General features: G+C 57.6%; 22 protein-coding genes. 12 read left to right on the forward strand and 10 right to left on the reverse strand.

Annotation, left to right across the window (positions count from 1 at the left end):
- The 3 genes from trpCF to trpA are packed head-to-tail and all read left to right on the forward strand — an operon-like array spanning position 1 to position 3376.
- Entirely contained in the window at positions 1–1359 is a 1359-nt protein-coding gene (gene trpCF / locus NWP14_RS06315) for a bifunctional indole-3-glycerol-phosphate synthase TrpC/phosphoribosylanthranilate isomerase TrpF (protein WP_331835394.1), read from the forward strand.
- A gap of 14 nt (positions 1360–1373) precedes the next feature.
- The gene (trpB, locus tag NWP14_RS06320) at positions 1374–2567 is read left to right on the forward strand and encodes a tryptophan synthase subunit beta (RefSeq protein WP_133597787.1); all 1194 of its coding nucleotides are present in this window, start codon (positions 1374–1376) and stop codon (positions 2565–2567) included.
- Positions 2567–3376 (forward strand): tryptophan synthase subunit alpha, encoded by an 810-nt coding sequence (gene trpA, locus NWP14_RS06325; protein WP_133597785.1) that lies wholly within the window; start codon positions 2567–2569, stop codon positions 3374–3376. The genes trpB and trpA overlap by 1 nt, the downstream gene beginning before the upstream one ends.
- Positions 3377–3399: 23 nt before the next feature.
- On the opposite strand, the gene NWP14_RS06330 is transcribed toward trpA, so the two are convergent.
- Positions 3400–3864: a MarR family winged helix-turn-helix transcriptional regulator gene (locus NWP14_RS06330; RefSeq protein WP_375214998.1), complete on the reverse strand. Its 465-nt coding sequence runs from the start codon at positions 3862–3864 to the stop codon at positions 3400–3402.
- Positions 3865–3941: 77 nt separating this feature from the next.
- On the opposite strand from NWP14_RS06330, the gene NWP14_RS06335 reads away from it, so the two are divergent.
- A complete protein-coding gene (locus NWP14_RS06335; RefSeq protein ID WP_375214999.1) occupies positions 3942–4889 on the forward strand; it encodes a zinc-binding alcohol dehydrogenase family protein in 948 nt (315 codons plus the stop codon).
- Positions 4890–5053: 164 nt separating this feature from the next.
- Here NWP14_RS06335 and NWP14_RS06340 read toward each other — a convergent pair whose 3' ends face one another.
- A complete protein-coding gene (locus tag NWP14_RS06340; RefSeq protein WP_375215000.1) occupies positions 5054–5956 on the reverse strand; it encodes a LysR family transcriptional regulator in 903 nt (300 codons plus the stop codon).
- Between the two features lie 120 nt (positions 5957–6076).
- On the opposite strand from NWP14_RS06340, the gene NWP14_RS06345 reads away from it, so the two are divergent.
- Complete coding sequence (locus tag NWP14_RS06345; RefSeq protein ID WP_375215001.1) at positions 6077–6784, forward strand: SDR family NAD(P)-dependent oxidoreductase; 708 nt, start codon at positions 6077–6079, stop codon at positions 6782–6784.
- 116 nt (positions 6785–6900) lie between these two features.
- On the opposite strand, the gene ompW is transcribed toward NWP14_RS06345, so the two are convergent.
- Complete coding sequence (gene ompW, locus NWP14_RS06350; protein ID WP_095096954.1) at positions 6901–7536, reverse strand: outer membrane protein OmpW; 636 nt, start codon at positions 7534–7536, stop codon at positions 6901–6903.
- A 363-nt stretch (positions 7537–7899) separates the two neighbouring features.
- On the opposite strand from ompW, the gene NWP14_RS06355 reads away from it, so the two are divergent.
- On the forward strand, positions 7900–8643 hold the full coding sequence (locus NWP14_RS06355) for a YciC family protein (protein ID WP_346431643.1): 744 nt from the start codon (positions 7900–7902) through the stop codon (positions 8641–8643).
- A gap of 54 nt (positions 8644–8697) precedes the next feature.
- On the forward strand, positions 8698–9234 hold the full coding sequence (locus NWP14_RS06360; RefSeq protein WP_045855040.1) for a septation protein A: 537 nt from the start codon (positions 8698–8700) through the stop codon (positions 9232–9234).
- A gap of 168 nt (positions 9235–9402) precedes the next feature.
- On the opposite strand, the gene NWP14_RS06365 is transcribed toward NWP14_RS06360, so the two are convergent.
- On the reverse strand, positions 9403–9639 hold the full coding sequence (locus NWP14_RS06365; protein WP_095096948.1) for a hypothetical protein: 237 nt from the start codon (positions 9637–9639) through the stop codon (positions 9403–9405).
- 185 nt (positions 9640–9824) lie between these two features.
- Between NWP14_RS06365 and yciA the strand changes: the two genes are divergently transcribed.
- A complete protein-coding gene (gene yciA / locus NWP14_RS06370) occupies positions 9825–10223 on the forward strand; it encodes an acyl-CoA thioester hydrolase YciA (RefSeq protein ID WP_095096945.1) in 399 nt (132 codons plus the stop codon).
- A gap of 33 nt (positions 10224–10256) precedes the next feature.
- Here the strand turns inward: yciA and NWP14_RS06375 are convergent, their stop codons facing one another.
- Entirely contained in the window at positions 10257–10793 is a 537-nt protein-coding gene (locus tag NWP14_RS06375) for a YniB family protein (RefSeq protein ID WP_095096942.1), read from the reverse strand.
- 151 nt (positions 10794–10944) lie between these two features.
- On the opposite strand from NWP14_RS06375, the gene hxpB reads away from it, so the two are divergent.
- The 4 genes from hxpB to NWP14_RS06395 all read left to right on the forward strand — a co-directional run bounded on the left by hxpB (position 10945) and on the right by NWP14_RS06395 (position 14726).
- Positions 10945–11613, forward strand: coding sequence for a hexitol phosphatase HxpB (gene hxpB, locus NWP14_RS06380; protein WP_346431645.1), 669 nt, complete (start codon positions 10945–10947; stop codon positions 11611–11613).
- A gap of 144 nt (positions 11614–11757) precedes the next feature.
- The gene (gene kduD / locus NWP14_RS06385; RefSeq protein ID WP_331835423.1) at positions 11758–12519 is read left to right on the forward strand and encodes a 2-dehydro-3-deoxy-D-gluconate 5-dehydrogenase KduD; all 762 of its coding nucleotides are present in this window, start codon (positions 11758–11760) and stop codon (positions 12517–12519) included.
- Between the two features lie 91 nt (positions 12520–12610).
- On the forward strand, positions 12611–13201 hold the full coding sequence (locus tag NWP14_RS06390) for a metal-dependent hydrolase (RefSeq protein ID WP_095098108.1): 591 nt from the start codon (positions 12611–12613) through the stop codon (positions 13199–13201).
- 133 nt (positions 13202–13334) lie between these two features.
- Positions 13335–14726 carry an L-cystine transporter gene (locus tag NWP14_RS06395; protein ID WP_375215002.1) on the forward strand — a complete coding sequence of 464 codons (1392 nt, stop codon included), beginning with the start codon at positions 13335–13337 and terminating at the stop codon, positions 14724–14726.
- Between the two features lie 70 nt (positions 14727–14796).
- On the opposite strand, the gene cedA is transcribed toward NWP14_RS06395, so the two are convergent.
- From cedA to chbA, 5 genes are all read right to left on the reverse strand, one after another.
- Positions 14797–15036 carry a cell division activator CedA gene (gene cedA / locus NWP14_RS06400; RefSeq protein WP_095096931.1) on the reverse strand — a complete coding sequence of 80 codons (240 nt, stop codon included), beginning with the start codon at positions 15034–15036 and terminating at the stop codon, positions 14797–14799.
- A gap of 271 nt (positions 15037–15307) precedes the next feature.
- Positions 15308–16066 carry a chitin disaccharide deacetylase gene (gene chbG, locus NWP14_RS06405; RefSeq protein ID WP_331835424.1) on the reverse strand — a complete coding sequence of 253 codons (759 nt, stop codon included), beginning with the start codon at positions 16064–16066 and terminating at the stop codon, positions 15308–15310.
- 12 nt (positions 16067–16078) lie between these two features.
- Positions 16079–17425, reverse strand: a complete 1347-nt coding sequence (locus NWP14_RS06410; RefSeq protein WP_095096925.1) for a 6-phospho-beta-glucosidase — start codon at positions 17423–17425, stop codon at positions 16079–16081.
- A 102-nt stretch (positions 17426–17527) separates the two neighbouring features.
- Entirely contained in the window at positions 17528–18367 is an 840-nt protein-coding gene (chbR, locus tag NWP14_RS06415; protein WP_255430873.1) for a transcriptional regulator ChbR, read from the reverse strand.
- A 12-nt stretch (positions 18368–18379) separates the two neighbouring features.
- The gene (gene chbA, locus NWP14_RS06420) at positions 18380–18727 is read right to left on the reverse strand and encodes a PTS N,N'-diacetylchitobiose transporter subunit IIA (protein ID WP_095096918.1); all 348 of its coding nucleotides are present in this window, start codon (positions 18725–18727) and stop codon (positions 18380–18382) included.
- Between the last annotated feature and the right edge of the window lie 32 nt (positions 18728–18759).

The following is an 18759-nucleotide window of genomic DNA, read 5'->3' on the forward strand; positions in this document are numbered from 1 at the left end:
ATGCAGACCGTTTTAGCAAAAATCGTTGCCGACAAAGCGATTTGGGTAGAAGCCCGCAAGCAGCAGCAGCCGTTAGCCAGTTTTCAAAACGAGGTCGTCCCGACGCAGCGTAACTTTTACGATGCCCTTGCGGGGACGCGCAGCGTGTTTATTCTCGAGTGCAAAAAAGCCTCGCCGTCGAAGGGCCTGATTCGCCAGAATTTTGACCCGGCGGAAATTGCCGGAGTGTATAAGAACTACGCCTCGGCGATCTCGGTGCTGTGTGATGAGAAATATTTCCAGGGCAGCTTTGATTTTCTGCCCATCGTCAGCGCCATCGCGCCGCAGCCGATACTGTGCAAGGATTTCACCATCGATCCTTACCAGATCTATCTCGCGCGCTACTATCAGGCCGACGCCTGCCTGCTGATGCTGTCGGTGCTGGACGATGAACAGTATCGCCAGCTCGCCGCCGTCGCGCACAGTCTGAACATGGGCGTGCTGACCGAAGTCAGTACTGAAGAAGAGCTGGAGCGCGCCATCGCGCTGAAGGCGAAGGTGGTCGGGATCAACAACCGCGATCTGCGCGATATGTCGATTGACCTCAACCGCACCCGCCAGCTGGCGCCGCGTCTGGGCCATGACGTCACCGTGATCTGCGAATCCGGGATTCATACCTACGCCGAAGTTCGCGATCTCAGCCACTTTGCTAACGGCTTCCTGATTGGCTCAGCGCTGATGGAGCACGATGACCTCGACGCGGCCGTTAAGCGCGTGCTGCTCGGTGAAAACAAAGTCTGCGGCCTGACCCGTGCTCAGGACGCGCAGGTGGCCTATGAATCCGGCGCCCTCTACGGCGGGCTGATTTTCGTCCCTGGCTCACCGCGCGTCGTCAACGAGGCGCAGGCTAAAGAGATTATCCAGGCCGCCGGACTGCGCTACGTCGGGGTGTTCCGCGATGCGCCGCTCCAGGAGGTGGCTGACCGCGCAGAGAGCCTCCGGCTGGCTGCGGTTCAGCTGCACGGCAGCGAAGACCAGGCCTATATCGACGCGCTGCGTGCGCGGCTGCCGGGTCAAATCCAGATCTGGAAAGCGCTCAGCGTGGGCGACACGCTGCCGGAACGCAACCTGCAGCAGGTCGATAAATATCTCTTCGATAACGGCCAGGGCGGCAGCGGCCAGCGTTTCGACTGGACGCTTCTGCAAGGCCAGGACCTGCGTAACGTCCTGCTGGCAGGCGGACTCGGTGCCGATAACTGCGTAGAAGCCGCCAAAAGCGGCTGTGCCGGACTCGATTTTAATTCAGGCGTTGAGTCGCAGCCGGGTATTAAAGACGCCAGCAAGCTGGCCTCGGTTTTCCAGACGCTGCGCGCATATTAAGGAGCAATGCAATAATGAGTACTTTACTGAACCCCTATTTTGGCGAATTTGGCGGTATGTACGTCCCGCAGATCCTGATGCCCGCCCTGCGCCAGCTGGAAGAAGCTTTCGTCAGCGCGCAGAAAGATCCTGAGTTCCAGGCTGAATTTAGCGACCTGCTGAAAAACTACGCCGGTCGCCCAACGGCCCTGACCAAATGTCGTAACCTGACCGCAGGCACCCGCACCACGCTGTACCTCAAGCGTGAAGATCTGCTGCACGGCGGCGCGCATAAAACCAACCAGGTGCTGGGCCAGGCGCTGCTGGCGAAGCGCATGGGCAAAACCGAAATCATTGCCGAAACCGGCGCCGGACAGCACGGCGTGGCCTCCGCGCTCGCCAGCGCATTGCTCGGCCTGAAATGCCGCATTTATATGGGCGCTAAAGACGTTGAGCGCCAGTCGCCAAACGTCTTCCGCATGCGTCTGATGGGCGCGGAAGTGATCCCGGTGCACAGCGGTTCCTCCACGCTGAAAGACGCCTGTAACGAAGCGCTGCGCGACTGGTCCGGCAGCTACGATACCGCTCACTATATGCTCGGTACCGCAGCCGGCCCGCACCCGTTCCCGACCATCGTCCGCGAATTCCAGCGCATGATCGGCGAAGAGACCAAAGCGCAGATCCTTGAGCGCGAAGGCCGTCTGCCGGATGCGGTCATCGCCTGCGTCGGCGGCGGCTCCAACGCAATCGGCATGTTTGCTGACTTTATCGAGGAAACCAACGTCGGCCTGATCGGCGTGGAACCGGCGGGCCACGGAATTGAAACCGGCGAGCACGGCGCGCCGCTGAAGCACGGTCGCGTTGGCATCTATTTCGGCATGAAATCGCCGATGATGCAGACCGATGACGGCCAGATTGAAGAATCTTACTCTATCTCCGCCGGGCTGGACTTCCCGTCGGTGGGCCCTCAGCATGCGTTCCTCAACAGCACCGGCCGCGCCGACTACGTGTCGATAACCGACAACGAAGCGCTGGAGGCTTTCAAAGAGCTCTCCCGCCATGAGGGGATTATTCCGGCCCTGGAATCCTCCCACGCCCTGGCCCATGCGCTAAAAATGATGCGTGAAAATCCGGAAAAAGAGCAGCTGCTGGTAGTTAACCTGTCCGGTCGCGGCGATAAAGACATTTTCACCGTACACGATATTCTGAAAGCGCGAGGGGAAATCTAATGGAACGTTATGAGACGCTGTTTGCACAACTGAAATCCCGCCAGGAAGGCGCGTTTGTTCCCTTCGTGACGCTTGGCGATCCAAATCCGGCGCTGTCGCTGCAAATCATCGACACGCTGATCGAAGCGGGCGCCGACGCCCTGGAGCTGGGTATTCCCTTCTCCGACCCGCTGGCCGATGGCCCGACGATCCAGGGCGCAGCCCTGCGTGCGTTCGCCGCCGGCGTAACGCCGGCGCAGTGCTTCGAGATGCTGGCGGCGATCCGTCACAAGCACCCGACGATCCCCATCGGCCTGCTGATGTACGCGAACCTGGTGTTCAGCCCCGGCATTGACGCGTTCTATGCCGAATGCGCGCGGGTTGGCGTGGATTCCGTGCTGGTCGCCGATGTCCCCATCGAAGAGTCGGCGCCGTTCCGCCAGGCGGCGATGCGGCACAATATCGCGCCCATTTTCATCTGTCCGCCGAATGCCGATGACGAGCTGCTGCGCCAGATCGCCTCCTTTGGTCGCGGCTATACCTATCTGCTGTCGCGCGCCGGGGTCACCGGGGCGGAAAACCGCGCCGCCCTGCCGCTGCATCATCTCATTGAGAAGCTGCGCGAGTATAACGCCGCGCCGCCGCTGCAGGGCTTCGGTATTTCCGCCGCCGATCAGGTTACCGCCGCGATTGACGCCGGTGCCGCCGGGGCGATTTCCGGCTCCGCCATCGTCAAAATCATCGAACGTAACCTCAGCGATCCGCAAACGATGCTGGCCGAGCTGAAGGCTTTTGTGCAGGGCCTTAAAGCCGCCACTAAAGCGGCGTAACACCTCTACCGCCTGGCGGCTCGTCAGGCGGTTGTTTTTTGCTGCAGGCTGTCCGCGTATTTGCGCGTCAGGCGGAACAGCGCCAGCACATCCTCCTGCGTCCAGTCCATCAGCACCTGATTCATCAGCCGCGTTCTGGCAAGCGCAATGCGTTCAATCAGCGCCTTACCCTGCTCGCTCAAAGTCACTTCACTAATCCGTCGATCGCTGACGTTAGGCTGCTTCAGCGCCAGGTTCTGCGCCTCCAGCTTTTTCACCTGCCGACTAACGGTGGTGTAATCCCGTCCCAGGCTATCCGCCAGCTCAACCACGCCAACCGGCCCATAGCGCCCTATCGCCACCAGCAGCGGAAAAAGGATCTGATCGAGCTGCACCTCGGCGGCCTGCAGTATCTGCTCATCGCGCACCGGCAGATTCATCACGCGGATGATATCCAGCAGCGCCCCGTGAAAGTCGGTGATGTCGTAATTATTATGTGCATCTTGCATATATTATTTAACCCGGGGTATAGTGCCGCCATCTGATATGTGCATTTTACACGTAATTTCTTCCCGGAGGTAACACCATGAAAGCAGCCGTCGTATTTGAACTCCAGCAGGGCCCGGTGTGGGCGGACTTTGCCGATCCGCAGGCCGATGAAAACCATCTCCTGGTTGACGTACGCGCCGCCGCCATCAGCCATGTCGTCAAGGGCCGGGCGAGCGGCAAACACTATAGCTTTGACGGTCGTCTGCCCTTTGTCGTCGGCATCGACGGCGTGGGAACATTGCCGAACGGGCAGCGCGTTTACTTCGCCTTCCCTCGCGCCCCCTGGGGCAGCATGGCGCAACGGGCGCCGGTGGCCGCGGCTAACTGCCTGCCGCTGCCGGATGCGCTGGACGATGTTACCGCCGCCGCTATGGCCAACCCCGGGATGTCGGCCTGGGCTGCGCTGGTGAAACGCGCGGGCTTTATCGCCGGTGAGACGGTGCTGATCAACGGCGCCACCGGCAGCGCCGGCCAGCTGGCAATCCAGATCGCCCGCTATCTGGGAGCGAAAAAAGTGATCGCCACCGGACGTAACGCAGGGTCGCTGGCAACGCTCGACGCGGATGTCTGCATCAACCTGACCGCAGACGATCCCACTTTGCGGGCTCAGTTCGCCGAGCTTGCTGCGGGGCAGATCGACGTCGTCGTCGACTATCTGTGGGGCCCCAGCGCCGAACTGCTGCTACCGGCGCTGGCAAAAAGCAGCCCCGGCCATGCGCCGGTGCGCTACGTCCAGGTCGGCTCTCTCTCCGGGGCAGATATCTCACTCAACGGCGCGGTATTGCGTTCGGCGCCGCTGCAGCTGCTGGGAAGCGGGATCGGCAGCCTGTCAATGACCCAGCTGCTGGCAGCGACCGGGGAGATGCTGCAGGCCGCCGCGGCCGGCGGGTTTACTATCGCCACCACGCCGCTACCGCTGCGCGAAGTGGCGGCGGCCTGGCCTCGCGACAACAGCCAGAAGCGCAGCGTTTTTGTGATCGAGTAAAAAAAATCGCTTCCGCACAAAAGATGGGGTTGATATCTTAAATGAGAAACATTATCTTTCTCATTACCGAATAGTTGAGCAAAACACTCAGGTATTCGGTACGACATTGCTCACATTGCTTCCAGTATTTTTCGCCCGCATCCGTTGCGGGCTTTTTTTTGCTCTTATGACGCCTGACGACACACGCTAAGCACCTGCTGACGCAACCAGCGGTGGCCCGGCTCCTGCTCCTGTCGGGGATGCCACATCTGCGAAACGGTAATTTCCGGCGTCGGCACCGGAAGCTCAAAAACGGCAACATCGGCCGCAGGGCTATCGCCAATGTAGGACGCCGGGACCAGCGCAATCAGCCGTGAACGGCGGGCAACCGCCAGCGCGGCGGCGAAGCTGGGCACCACCGCGGCAATCTTACGCTGCAGGCCAAACCCGGCCAACGCATCATCAACCGGCCCCCGCACCATGCCATGACGAGACGTAATCACGTGCCCGCAGGAGATATACGCTTCCCGGGTCATGCTTGCCGATTGCGCCAGCGGGTGGCTCTTTGCCAGCACGCCGACGAAGCGATCGCGAAACAGCGCCTGCAGGCGGATTTCCGGCCCCATATTCTTGAGTACGCCAATCTCGAGGTCCACGCGCCCCTCGCGTAAAAACTGCGGGTCCTTCTCGGTCTTAGCCACAAATGTCAGCGTCACCCCCGGCGCATCCCGCGCGCAGGCAGCAATCAGCGCCGGAGCAAAGGTTTCGACGAAGCCTTCGTTGGTACGCAACGTGAAAGTTTGCTCCAGCGTCGGGAGATGGAGCGGCGCAAGGGAAGCATTCAGCACCGAGCGCATCTCGAACAGCACATTCTGGGTTCGCGCTTTGATATTTTGCGCATACGGGGTTAACACCATTTTACGCCCCGCCCTGACCAGCAGCCGATCGCCGGTCGCATCGCGCAGGCGGGTTAGCGTCCGGCTCATTGCCGATGCGCTGAGCCCCAGACGCCGCGCCGCGCCGGCAACGCTCTCTTCGGCCAGCAGAGCCTCCAGCGCAACGAGTAGATTAAAATCGGGGTCGGTCATGAGGTATCCTGGCGTAAGATATGGCGTGCGGCGCATGTTAACAGTGCATATGCTGCGCCTTCCGCCTGATATAACCTATGACTATAGTCAGATCCTCACTCTTTGTTGCGGATTTCTCCTATGACCCCTCTTGCTCATCACAGCGTTTTAATCGTCGGCGCCTCTCGCGGGCTGGGCCACGCCATGGCCGCCGAATTTTTGCAGCTCGGCTGGAACGTAATCGGCACCGTACGCGATATTCAGCATCCGACGCCGCTTCATCAGCTCGCGCAGGACAACCCCGGTCGGGTGCGCCTGGAAACGCTGGATATCTGCGACGACGAACAGCTGGCCGCGCTGGACCACAGGCTCTCGGGAAGTCGCCTGGAGATGCTCTTTGTCAATGCCGGAACCACCAACCGCGATCCTTCGCAGACCATCGGCGAAGTCTCCACAGAGGAGTTTATGCAGGTGATGCAGACCAATGCCCTGGCGCCAATGCGGGTCATAGAGCGCCTGCAGCGGCACGTTACCCCGTCGGGATTGCTCGGCGTGATGTCTTCCGGACAGGGGAGCCTCGGCAATAACCTTAGCGGACAGCGCGAACTGTACAGAGGCAGCAAGGCCGCGCTGAATATGTTTATGCGCAGTTTTGCCGCCCGCGCGGCTTCGGCGACGCATCCTATGGTGGCAATGGCGCCGGGCTGGATCCGCACCGCGCTGGGCGGCGGCGATGCGCCGCTGACCATCGAGGAGACCATCCCCAGCCTGATCAGGGTGCTGCTGGAAAAACGCCAGCGGCCGGGGCTGGAGTATCTGGATTATCAGGGACGCACCGTTCCGTGGTAATGCGTCACAGGACGACATTACGGGTGGAAGGCGCTCCGTAAGGCGGATACGTACGTAAGTCGTTCGCAGGTATCACAGCAGCACTGATCAGATAGCGACCAGTGCTGTTGAGAGGCTTAGAACCGATATCCCGCAGAGAACATAAACACCCACGGATCGATGCGGGTGCTGACCTTCTGGTCCACGCCGCCGGCTTTGAATTTCACGTCGGTGTCGATATCCATGTACCACACCGACATGTTGAGCAGCCAGTCGCGGTTAATCAGATAATCCAGCCCTACCTGACCGGCGGCGCCCCACGAATCCTTCAGGCTCAGATCGGACAGCCCGGCGTCTTTGCCGGTATCGTTAAAGTCTTCATTAAAGAAGGTGGTGTAGTTAATACCGGCGCCGATATAGGGACGCACTTTGCTTTGCGCATCGCCAAAATACCACTGCGCCATCAGGGTTGGCGGCAGCTGGTGCACCGTCGCGATGGTTCCCGTCGGGCCGGTACCTACCTTATGGCGGAACGGCGTGGCCGCCAGCAGCTCGATGCCGATATTATCCGTAGCCATATAGGTGAAGGTTAATCCCAGCTGAGTGTTATTACTGACGTTAAAACTACCCAGGCTATTTAACACGTTGTCAGAACCTTCCGTCGGACGAACGGTGGCCGAACCTGCGCGAATGAAAAACTCTCCGGCTTCGTGCGCCCAGACGCCCCCGGAAAGCGTACTCAAAATTAATCCTACCGCTGCTAACTTCTTCATACCCACTTCCTCATTATGGTTATTAAGCGCGAAGAATATACCCACAATGAGTTATGTTTGATCCAACATAGATCACACAAAATCATTAGTTTTAACATTTGTTGATCCAGATTAATTTTTGCGGTCGAATGTAATAAGCAAATGATTAGGCAGATCAATTTTTGGCATTTTCTGGCCCAGGCGAGCCATCGCCCCGCTTTTGCGGCGACAGCGACCGTGCCAAAAGCCATACTCAGCGGGATACGGCGCTCACTCCTCTTTACAAAGATATACTTAGCCTGGCGTGAGCAGAGGCTGCTACGCTGAAGCGATTTGCGGTACAATCGCCGGCTAGTTAACACCTGCAATACTCAAGGAGAGTGCATGTCTATCACGGCGAAGTCCGTCTACCGTGACACGGGAAATTTTTTTCGTAATCAGTTCATTACCATTTTGCTGGTTGCGTTGTTGTGCGCGCTAATAACGGTAGTCCTTGGCCACGCGTTTTCACCCAGCGAAGAGCAGCTCTCGATTCTGAGCGAAGGCGATAATCTGGCGGGTAGCGCAGGCTTGTTTGAGCTGGTGCAGAACATGACGCCGGAGCAACAGCAGGTTCTGCTGCGCGCCTCTGCGGCCTCAACCTTCTCCGGGCTGGTGGGCAACGCCATCCTTGCAGGCGGGGTTCTGCTGATGATTCAGCTGGTCTCCGCCGGGCAGCGCGTCAGCGCTCTGCGCGCGATTGGCGCCGCGGCGCCGGTTCTGCCGAAGCTGCTGCTGCTGATCCTGTTCACCACCTTCGTGGTGCAGATCGGGATGATGCTGGTGCTGGTGCCGGGCGTCCTGTTAGCCATCGTGCTGGCCTTTGCCCCTATTATGCTGGTACAGGATAAGCTGGGGATTTTCAGCGCAATGCGCGGCAGCATCCGCCTGGCGTGGGCGAATATGCGGCTGGTCGCGCCGGCGGTTCTCGGCTGGCTGCTGGCCAAAACCGCGCTGCTGCTGCTGGCTTCCAGCTTTGCGGTGCTGACGCCAAACGTCGGCGCGGTGGTGATTAATACCATCAGCAACCTGATTTCTGCGCTGTTGCTGATCTATTTATTCCGCTTGTATATGCTTATCCGCAACTAAATTTAACCAGGGTCGGGAAACCTCCCGACCCGCTCTGAACTACGGAACCTATGCATGAAGCAGTTTCTGGATTTTTTACCGCTGGTCGTCTTCTTCGCATTCTATAAGCTCTACGATATCTACGCCGCCACCACGGCGCTGATTGTCGCCACCGCGGTCGTGCTGATCTACACCTGGGTGCGCTATCGCAAAATTGAAAAAATGGCGCTGATCACCTTTGTGCTGGTCGCCGTTTTTGGCGGCCTGACGATTTTCTTCCATAACGACGAGTTTATTAAATGGAAGGTTACCGTCATCTACGTGCTGTTCGCAGGCGCCCTGCTGTTCAGCCAGTGGGTCATGAAAAAGCCGCTGATTCAGCGCATGCTCGGCAAAGAGCTGACGCTGCCGCAGCACGTATGGTCACGTTTGAACCTGGCCTGGGCGGTGTTTTTCATCCTCTGCGGGCTGGCGAATATTTACATTGCGTTCTGGCTGCCGCAGAACATTTGGGTCAACTTCAAGGTCTTTGGCCTCACCGCGCTGACCCTGGTTTTCACTCTGCTGAGCGGCGTCTATATCTATCGCCATATGCCACAGGATGATAAGTGATCGATAAAGGTAAAAACCTTTATCGATCAAATCGTTGATTGTGAATTTAAAACTAAAAAGCACGCTGCGGGTTCTGATAACGCGAAGCGTGCTTTTTTTGCGCCGCGGAGCGTTGACCCCGATCTGCTCGCGACGGGTTTGCGGCACTCACGGAGGCCGCCTCGCGAGCTAGGGTTTGTTCCTGTTGAGGGCGGCAAACCAATCATACTTCTGCCGCGTGCCGATCTCTTTTTCTCCCTCATCTAATTTGATGAGAAATCTGCGCTTATTGATGTCATCCAGGTTAAAGAAGTAAGGCGCCAGACGCTGCGATAAGGCCTCATACATTGCCTGCGCGATCCCTTCCCCGCCATCTTCCCCATGCTTCTCGAATTCATCTTTTATCGCCTGGAAATCGTCGTTCATACTAGCGTCCTCAACTTATTACCGAGGGAGTGAGTATGATTTAGCCGTCATACATTTTCCATACCCATTAATATTCAGCCGGCCTGGCAGCTGACGGCCAATAGCCGCGCGGCGATGGCTATTCTCACGCGGCGATTTTCATAGTAGCATCGCGCCAGATCTTCATTGACCACACAGAGTACAGAATGACAACAACAGACCTCGCCCCGAAGGGCGAAATGGTTTTACGCACCCTGGCGATGCCGGCAGATACCAACGCGAATGGCGATATTTTTGGCGGCTGGCTGATGTCGCAGATGGATATCGGCGGCGCGATTATGGCCAAAGAGATTGCCCACGGCCGCGTCGTCACCGTCCGCGTGGACGGCATGACCTTTTTGCGTCCGGTCGCCGTCGGCGACGTGGTGTGCTGCTACGCCCGCTGCGTAAAACGCGGCAATACCTCTATCACCATTAATATTGAAGTCTGGGTGAAAAAGGTCTCATCGGAACCCATCGGGCAGCGCTACAAGGCAACGGAAGCGTTATTTATTTACGTAGCGGTGGACAATCAGGGCAAGCCGCGCGCCATCCCCGGCGAGTGAAACATTGCCCGGCAGGCCGGGCAATCTATCGCTTTACAGGAAGCCGAGCAGCGAAAAGAAGAAGTAGCCGATAATAATAATCACCACCGGCAGAACGTACAGCGGGAAGTACTGCACGAGGATCGTATGGCGCGGCACCACGATACGTTCAGCGATTTGCTCCCGCGTCAGCCCTTCCGCGCCTTTGGCCTGTTCCAGAATCAGCTGATCCTCAACCCCTTCGCGAAGAAACTTCGCCTGGCGGCCCATCCGCGCGCCGGAGGCCTGCAGCGCCATCCCGACAAAGACCAGAATATAGATTATCCAGAAGCCAATATTCAGGCCGTGCTTAAAGTCCGGCAGCGGCGAGTTGTACCAGAAAAAGTTAAGAAACGGCGTATTGAAACGCATCATTTCAATCATTACGTGCGCAAAGTCCATCATCACCGCATCAATACCCGGCTTCTTCTCGCTATGCTCATACATAAACTTCAGTACGGAAATCAGCGTCGATATTACCGCGGGAATAAAGATGACCCACCCCAAAATACGTTTAAGTACTGCAATGCGTCCAGCTTGTTGATACGTCATGGGTTCCCCTTGTTTAAGACGCCTTCACTGCCAAGAACCAACCGGTCAGGTTCTAAGTCTACCTTCACTGGCGAATTTCGCCCAATAAAGCGCGGTATGATATACCATGAACGCAAATTGGTTATCGACTTACGCTACAGGAGAGGGACATATGTCAGCCAGGCGCCAAATTCATGCCGCAATCTTCGATATGGATGGATTACTGATTGATTCTGAGCCGCAATGGGATCGGGCGGAGCTGGAGGTGATAGCAAGCCTCGGTGTGGATATCAGCCGTCGCGGCGAACTGCCCGATATTCTCGGGTTGCGCATCGATTTAGTGGTGGACCTGTGGTTTGCGCAGCAGCCGTGGACGGGGCCGGACCGCGCCGACGTCACCGCGCGTATTATCAGCCGTGCCATTGAGCTGGTGGAAGCCTCGCGTCCCCTGCTGCCCGGCGTGCGTGAAGCCGTTGCGCTGTGCAAGGCGCAGGGGCTGAAGATCGGTCTCGCCTCCGCCTCGCCGCTGCGGATGCTGGAAAAAGTGCTCACCATGTTTGAACTGCGCGACCAGTTCGACGCTCTGGCCTCCGCCGAGCTGCTGGCGTACAGCAAACCGCATCCGCAGGTCTACCTCGACTGCGCGGCAAAGCTAGGCGTTGACCCGATGAACTGCGTGGCGCTCGAAGACTCGGTTAACGGCATGATCGCCTGCAAGGCGGCGCGCATGCGCTCAATCGTGATCCCGGCCGAGGAGCATAGTCATGACCGGAGATTTGCGCTCGCCGACGTTAAGCTGACAACGCTGACGGCGCTTAGCGTCAGCGACCTGCGCGGCTAAGCGGCCGGAGTGATGAGGGAGCAACGGCTGCCTCATCACATAAAATAAAACACCGTTTCATTTTTAATTGTTTTTTCCCTCTGGTGCCTCTATGCTGGCTGCAACGGCGTGTATTCACGCATACATCAGCATACGGAGGGACATATGGTACTTAACGCCTTCGATCTTACGGGTAAGGTCGCGATCGTGACGGGATGTGACACTGGGCTGGGTCAGGGAATGGCCGTGGGGCTTGCCCGGGCCGGGTGCGATATCGTCAGCGTCAACCGTAAGGTCCCGCACGAAACCGCAGAAAAAGTCCAGGCGCTGGGCCGCCGCTTCAGCGCGGTTCAGGCGGATCTCAGCCGCCAGGACGAGATAAGCCAAATCGTGGCTAAAGCCGTTGCCGCCATGGGTCGGATAGATATTCTGGTCAATAACGCCGGGACAATCCGTCGCGCCGATGCGCTCGATTTTAGCGAGCGCGACTGGGACGATGTCATGAACCTCAACCTGAAGTCGGTGTTCTTTTTATCCCAGGCGGTCGCCCGGCAGTTTATTCAGCAGGGCGGCGGCGGCAAGATCGTTAATATTGCCTCGATGCTCTCCTTCCAGGGCGGGATCCGCGTCCCGTCCTACACCGCCTCAAAGAGCGGCGTACTCGGCTTAACCCGCCTGATGGCCAACGAATGGGCGGGACATAACATTAACGTTAACGCCATCGCGCCGGGCTATATGGCGACCAATAATACCCAACAGCTGCGTGACGATAGCGAGCGCAGCAAAGAGATCCTCGACCGCATCCCCGCCGGGCGCTGGGGAGTAGCGGACGATTTGCAAGGACCGGTGGTGTTTCTCGCCTCGGCCGCGGCGGATTACGTGAACGGCTACACCCTGGCGGTGGATGGCGGATGGCTGGCGCGCTGACAATTTTGTGACAAAGAGTTACACCGTCACCTCTTTCGCACACTGTATAAAAACCCTATACTGTATGAATCGACAGTTTAGGGTTTTTATCATGACGGCGGAAGGCCATCTCTTCTTTTCTATCGCCTGTGCGGTATTTGCTAAAAATGCGGAGCTCACGCCCGTGCTGGCGCAGGGCGACTGGTGGCATATCGTCCCCTCCGCGGTGCTGACCTGCCTGCTGCCCGATATCGATCACCCTAAATCACTTCTGGGCCAGCGGCTGAGCTGGATCTCCAGGCCGGTGGCGCGCGCGTTTGGTCATCGGGGGTTCACCCACAGCCTGCTGGCGGTATTCGCGGCGATCACCCTTTTCTATCTGAAAGTCCCGGAAAGCTGGTTTGTGCCCGCCGACGCGCTGCAGGGGCTGGTGCTCGGCTATCTCAGCCATATTCTTGCCGACATGCTGACCCCCGCCGGCGTGCCGCTGCTGTGGCCCTGCCGCTGGCGTTTTCGCCTGCCTATCCTCGCGCCGCGCAAGGGCAACCAGCTGGAGCGCGCGCTGTGCATGGCGCTGTTTGTCTACGCGGTGTGGATGCCGCAAACTCTCGCCGAAAATAGCGCCGTGCGCTGGTCGTCCGGCATGATTAATACGCTGCAGATAACCTTTAATCGCTTCATTAGTCAGCAGACCGGACGATAAATAAACGAAATATCAAATTAGTTATAATCAATTCCATTTGAATATAAGTAATGAATTCCGCTTCTGCTAACCTTGCGCCATAAGAGCTGGTAAACAGGCCAGCCCAGGTAATAAAGATATCAGGAGAACGGGGATGAACTTTCCACTTATAGCGAACGTTATCGTGTTCGCGATTTTGCTGTTTGCGCTGGCCCAAACTCGCCACAAACAGTGGAGCCTCGCCAAAAAAGTGCTGGTCGGTCTGGTCATTGGCGTCGCGTTCGGTCTTGCGCTGCAGTTTATTTACGGTTCCGACAGCCAGGTACTAAAAGATTCCATTCAATGGTTCAATATCGTTGGCAACGGCTACGTGCAGCTGCTGCAGATGATCGTAATGCCGCTGGTATTCGCGTCTATTCTGAGCGCCGTCGCGCGCCTGCACAATGCTTCACAGCTGGGTAAAATCAGCTTCCTGAGCATTGGTACCCTGCTGTTCACCACCCTTATCGCCGCCCTGGTTGGCGTACTGGTGACCAACCTGTTTGGCCTGACCGCCGAAGGGCTGGTCCAGGGGAGCGCGGAAACCGCCCGCCTGAACGCCATTCAGAGCAACTACGCCGGTAAGGTCGCGGATCTCAGCGTTCCGCAGCTGATCCTTTCCTTTGTGCCGAAGAACCCGTTTGCTGACCTGACCGGCGCTAACCCGACCTCTATCATCAGCGTTGTTATCTTCGCCGCCTTCCTCGGCGTCGCTTCGCTGAAGCTGCTGAAGGACGACGTCGCCAAAGGCCAGCGCGTGCTGACCGCCATCGATACCCTGCAGGCCTGGGTGATGAAGCTGGTACGCCTGGTGATGCAACTGACGCCGTACGGCGTGCTGGCGCTGATGACTAAAGTCGTGGCGGGCTCCAACCTGCAGGACATCATCAAGCTCGGTAGCTTCGTTGTCGCCTCCTACCTTGGACTTGGCATCATGTTCGTGGTCCACGGGCTGCTGCTGGCGGTTAACGGCGTGAGCCCGCTGAAATACTTCCGCAAAGTGTGGCCGGTGCTGACCTTTGCCTTCACCAGCCGCTCCAGCGCCGCGTCCATTCCGCTGAGCGTGGAAGCGCAAACCCGTCGTCTGGGCGTACCTGAATCGATCGCCAGCTTCTCCGCCTCGTTTGGCGCCACGATTGGTCAAAACGGCTGTGCCGGCCTCTACCCGGCAATGCTGGCGGTGATGGTCGCGCCAACCGTCGGCATCAACCCGCTCGATCCGCTGTGGATTGCCACCCTGGTCGGGATTGTTACCGTGAGCTCCGCCGGTGTTGCCGGCGTCGGCGGCGGCGCAACATTTGCCGCGCTGATCGTCCTGCCGGCGATGGGCCTGCCGGTGACGCTGGTCGCGCTGTTAATCTCCGTTGAGCCGCTGATCGACATGGGCCGCACCGCGCTGAACGTTAGCGGTTCAATGACCGCCGGAACCCTGACCAGCCAGTGGCTGCGCCAGACGGATAAAACCATTCTTGAGAGCGAAGACGACGCGGAGCTGGCGCACCGTTAACCTCAGGTCGGGATAAAAAAAACCGCAGATAGCGCCCTATCTGCGGTTTTTTTATTGCTCAATTCTGCGCTCAGGGCGCCAGCTCGTTTTCCTGACGAGTTTGCGTCGCCCAGCGCTGCGCCGCTTCCGGCACGCTAAACGCAGGAGAGCGACGAAAGCGTTCCCCGAGCAAAATAAAGGCCACGTACTTACCCCGCAGCAGCCACACGTCGCGAAAACCGTCCATTTTGACGGCGTGTTCCGGCGGCGCTGGCTCCGCTCGAGGCACGTAGCTAATGACAGGGCGATTTTGTTGGCGAAGTGTTTTCATAGCTCATGGATTCACTAAACAAAGCGGGAACAGAACCGCCATCATAGCCGAAGATCCCCCTTTGCGTCGCCCCCTGCTTGCCACTCGTTTTGCTTCGACAAAACGCAATAGCCGTAACGCCCCATTGTCATCGGGGGTTGGGTTCAGCAACGACCGTTTGCCGTAACGGCGCGATGGTTAATGTGTTAACCCTGATGGCGGCGCTCCCGGCATAGCAAAAGGCCCGGCAGCGTCTCCCCTGCCGGGCCTTTACCGCGGGCCAATCCGCGCCTTATACGTCGCGGTAGGTCCCGAGACGATAGCCGCGTTCGGCCACAGCATATTTCAGCGCCTCGGAGGTCAGCACCTCCAGCTCAGCCAGCCGCGGGTAGCAGTAGGCGCTGCTCATGATGGTGTGGTCAATAAACGCCGGGTGGCACATCACTTCCAGCGACGCCTCTTCCCGCTGGATTGAATCATCCAGAGTCTGCAGGAACAACGCTTCAGAAATCGCGTCGCCATAGAACTCGCTGGCAAAGCCATCGCTGCTGCGCGCCGCATCCTGCGCCAGGCCGTCGCGCTGCGCCTGCTGACGGTCAATACGCAGCGCCACGCCCTTCTCGCGGGCAAATGCCGCCACGATGGGATAAATCTGCGCAATCATATGCACATGGTGATGGCTGTCGATATGCGTCGGTTCATAGCCAAACAGCTCGATAAACCGCTGATACTGACACTCCAGCTCGTGCGCGATCTCATCCAGCGGCAGGCTTCCCTCTTCCGCCATCTGCCAGATCCACTTCCCCAGACGCCCTTCGCGGGTGAGGCCCGGCATCGCGGAGAGCGGCTCGCCCAGCGTCAGGACGAAGTGCATCCCGACGCCCAGCTCCGGCACGCAGCGGCTGAGCTGGGCCGCGTGGCCGATTGCCGCGCCGTTAACCAGCGCGGTGGTCGAGGTCACCAGCCCGTTTTTGCAAGCTTCAATAATGCCGTAGTTCTGCCCCTTGCTGAGGCCAAAATCGTCGGCATTAACGATTAACACGCGTTCCATCAGCCGCTCCCGTTACTGTTTCAGTTTCTCAATCGTCGCCGCAAAGTTAGGCAGCCATTTTTCGTGGGCGAGGATCATTTCACGCGCCAGCATTTCGGCATCGCGGTCGGAGTGAATCAGCGGGCTCAGATTGAGCGCCAGCAGCACATCGTTCAGCTCGCCGCTTATCGCCGCCTGGCTCGCCGCCACTTCAAAGCCCTTGATGGTGTAAATCAGCCCCTGGACTTTTTCATCGAAACGGGTGATGCGCGGCGTCGGCTTCGCCCCGTCGCGGCCGAGCGTACAGGTCATTTCCACCGCCCAGTCGGCCGGGATATTATCGATGTGGCCATGGTGCGGAATATTCACGTAGTGCTCGGTCTGCTTGTCGTTGTAGATAGCGTTGATCACTTCGCAGGCCGCGTCGGAGTAGTATGCCCCGCCGCGCAGCTCCAGCTCCTTCGGCTTAACGTTGAGATCCGGATTTTTATACAGCTCGAACAGCTGTTTTTCCACCTTCTGCACCACCTGAGCGCGGGCACCGCCCTTATAGTACTCGCCCATTTCAATCGCCAGCATCTCTTTCGGCTTGAAGTAGTACAGCAGATAGGAGCACGGAATTAAGCGCAGGGAGCGAATCAGCCCTTCGCTGAACGGCAAATCGAAGATGTTTTTCACCGAGTTGGCGCTCAGGCTCCCGGACGCGACGCCGTCCAGCAGCTCGTCGAAGCGCGATACGCCGTTCACCAGCACGTCGCGCACAAACACGAGGTGGTTGAGGCCAAAGAGGTCGATATTCAGCTCATCGCCCGGGCTCAGTTGCAGCACGTCGGTAATAAACATTTTCATGCCGATCGGAATATTGCACACGCCGATAAAGCGCCGGAAGTTCGTATGGCGATATACGGCCTCGGTCACCATTCCCGCCGGGTTGGTAAAGTTAATTACCCATGCGTCCGGGCAGATCTCCTGCACATCTTTGACGATATCAAAAATCACCGGAATGGTGCGCAAACCTTTGAACAGGCCGCCGGCGCCGTTAGTTTCCTGGCCAAGATAGCCGTGGCTAAGGGGGATACGCTCGTCTTTTTCACGCGCCTTCAGCTGCCCAACGCGCAGCTGAGTGGTGACGAAGTCCGCGCCTTCCAGCGCCGAGCGGCGATCCAGCGTTTTATAGACTTTCAGCGGGACGCCGGCTTTTTCCACCATCCGCTCGCAGAGAGCGTGGATAATATCGAGCTTCTCCTGCCCTTCCGCCACATCCACCAGCCACAGTTCCGTAACCGGCAGCTCGTGATAACGCTTCAGGAATCCTTCGAGGAGTTCAGGGGTATAGCTGCTGCCGCCACCGATAGTAACGATTTTTAATTTCTGGCTCATTATATTCTCCCTTGTGGCGCCACGAATTGCGCGTAGCCCACTCTCCGTATCAATACGGACAGTTAATCTGAATATTTTCCAGCGCGGAAGGTTCCGCTCCGGTTAATTAACGATGGTAAGCTTCTTACGATAATTGCTTGGCGTAAATGAGGTCAGTTTTTTGAATGTTTTAATAAACAAACTGGGGCTACTGTAGCCTGATTCGTAAGCAATATCGGTTACCGAGTAGTTGGTAATTTCCAGCTGTTTCTTGGCGAAGTTAATGCGAATGTCATTAATAATCTGCATCGGCGTTTTACCATAATAGCGTTGGGTTGCCCGGGTTAAATATTCCTGAGTTTTCCCGGAGAGCTCGACCATCTGTTCCAGCGCCCCTTCGCCAAATTTATGTTTATCGTGCATATCCTCGACGGTATTTTTTAGCCACTGCGGAATGACATCCTGCACCGGCTCCTCGCGGTAGTGCCGTAAACGATTAATGGTGTAAAACGAGACCAGTTCAATAAATTCGTCAAATTCAGTTTCGCGAAAATTCAGCGAAGCAATCACCGATTCGATGTAGCTGAGAAAGGTGCTTTTGACCGCGTAGACCTGCGAAGCGACCAGCCCAAACGGCAGCAGCGGCAGATAGTGTTTCTCAAAGAAACTCCTGCTGATGCCGACGTTAAGAATGCGCGTCGCGCCAAACTCGTAAAAGCTTTGATGGTGCGACCCCATTGGGATGAATACAAAATCCCCGCGCTCCAGCAGCACCCGTTTGCCATTAATTTCCTGATAATAGCGCCCGGTTAAAACGATGGTGTATTCGTAATAGTCGTGCTGGTGAAGCCCGCTAACGCTTTCCGTCTTGTTGTAGATGACCACATGAAAGTTTTTCCCGTTGAAGAGCTGCTGTTCGCGGGCGGTACTGATTTCTGTGGTCATCATCTTTGGCTGCCTCATCGTGTAGATGGCCTATTGTACCTTCTCATGTAGCTCAATCAATTCGGCGACCAGTTCGCGGGCCAACATTGAGGTCATCAGATGATCCTGCGCGTGAACCAGCACCAGGCTGACCTTCATTTTCCCTTCGCCTTCATCGCTTTCAATCAGCTGAGTCTGTACGCGGTGGGCTTCGCTCAGCGCCACCCGCGACTGCTCCATCATCGCTTTAGCGGCGGCGAAGTCGCCCTGTTTCGCCTGCTTCAGCGCGGCATAGGCCAGGCTGCGGGCCTGTCCGGAGTTGATAATCAGCCCCATCACCACCTCTTCGAGGTCATTCTCAGGCATCTCTTCTGCTTCGATATGGTCCAAATCAAACATATTATTCCCTCATTTCTCAGGCGGTACGGGAA

Source organism: Klebsiella sp. C349492, from assembly GCF_042055345.1.
In the GTDB taxonomy this organism is placed as follows: domain Bacteria; phylum Pseudomonadota; class Gammaproteobacteria; order Enterobacterales; family Enterobacteriaceae; genus Klebsiella; species Klebsiella scottii.

Excerpts from the sequence above, each read along its gene's own strand:
- NWP14_RS06340 (WP_375215000.1), bottom strand. The coding sequence starts at position 5,956 with ATGACCGACCCCGATTTTAATCTACTCGTTGCGCTGGAGGCTCTGCTG.
- yciA (WP_095096945.1), top strand. The coding sequence starts at position 9,825 with ATGACAACAACAGACCTCGCCCCGAAGGGCGAAATGGTTTTACGCACC.
- trpCF (WP_331835394.1), top strand. The coding sequence starts at position 1 with ATGCAGACCGTTTTAGCAAAAATCGTTGCCGACAAAGCGATTTGGGTA.
- trpB (WP_133597787.1), top strand. The coding sequence starts at position 1,374 with ATGAGTACTTTACTGAACCCCTATTTTGGCGAATTTGGCGGTATGTAC.
- NWP14_RS06355 (WP_346431643.1), top strand. The coding sequence starts at position 7,900 with ATGTCTATCACGGCGAAGTCCGTCTACCGTGACACGGGAAATTTTTTT.
- NWP14_RS06330 (WP_375214998.1), bottom strand. The coding sequence starts at position 3,864 with ATGCAAGATGCACATAATAATTACGACATCACCGACTTTCACGGGGCG.
- NWP14_RS06345 (WP_375215001.1), top strand. The coding sequence starts at position 6,077 with ATGACCCCTCTTGCTCATCACAGCGTTTTAATCGTCGGCGCCTCTCGC.
- chbG (WP_331835424.1), bottom strand. The coding sequence starts at position 16,066 with ATGGAACGCGTGTTAATCGTTAATGCCGACGATTTTGGCCTCAGCAAG.
- ompW (WP_095096954.1), bottom strand. The coding sequence starts at position 7,536 with ATGAAGAAGTTAGCAGCGGTAGGATTAATTTTGAGTACGCTTTCCGGG.
- NWP14_RS06390 (WP_095098108.1), top strand. The coding sequence starts at position 12,611 with ATGACGGCGGAAGGCCATCTCTTCTTTTCTATCGCCTGTGCGGTATTT.
- NWP14_RS06375 (WP_095096942.1), bottom strand. The coding sequence starts at position 10,793 with ATGACGTATCAACAAGCTGGACGCATTGCAGTACTTAAACGTATTTTG.
- NWP14_RS06335 (WP_375214999.1), top strand. The coding sequence starts at position 3,942 with ATGAAAGCAGCCGTCGTATTTGAACTCCAGCAGGGCCCGGTGTGGGCG.
- NWP14_RS06365 (WP_095096948.1), bottom strand. The coding sequence starts at position 9,639 with ATGAACGACGATTTCCAGGCGATAAAAGATGAATTCGAGAAGCATGGG.
- cedA (WP_095096931.1), bottom strand. The coding sequence starts at position 15,036 with ATGAAAACACTTCGCCAACAAAATCGCCCTGTCATTAGCTACGTGCCT.
- NWP14_RS06360 (WP_045855040.1), top strand. The coding sequence starts at position 8,698 with ATGAAGCAGTTTCTGGATTTTTTACCGCTGGTCGTCTTCTTCGCATTC.
- chbR (WP_255430873.1), bottom strand. The coding sequence starts at position 18,367 with ATGAGGCAGCCAAAGATGATGACCACAGAAATCAGTACCGCCCGCGAA.
- chbA (WP_095096918.1), bottom strand. The coding sequence starts at position 18,727 with ATGTTTGATTTGGACCATATCGAAGCAGAAGAGATGCCTGAGAATGAC.
- kduD (WP_331835423.1), top strand. The coding sequence starts at position 11,758 with ATGGTACTTAACGCCTTCGATCTTACGGGTAAGGTCGCGATCGTGACG.
- trpA (WP_133597785.1), top strand. The coding sequence starts at position 2,567 with ATGGAACGTTATGAGACGCTGTTTGCACAACTGAAATCCCGCCAGGAA.
- NWP14_RS06410 (WP_095096925.1), bottom strand. The coding sequence starts at position 17,425 with ATGAGCCAGAAATTAAAAATCGTTACTATCGGTGGCGGCAGCAGCTAT.
- NWP14_RS06395 (WP_375215002.1), top strand. The coding sequence starts at position 13,335 with ATGAACTTTCCACTTATAGCGAACGTTATCGTGTTCGCGATTTTGCTG.
- hxpB (WP_346431645.1), top strand. The coding sequence starts at position 10,945 with ATGTCAGCCAGGCGCCAAATTCATGCCGCAATCTTCGATATGGATGGA.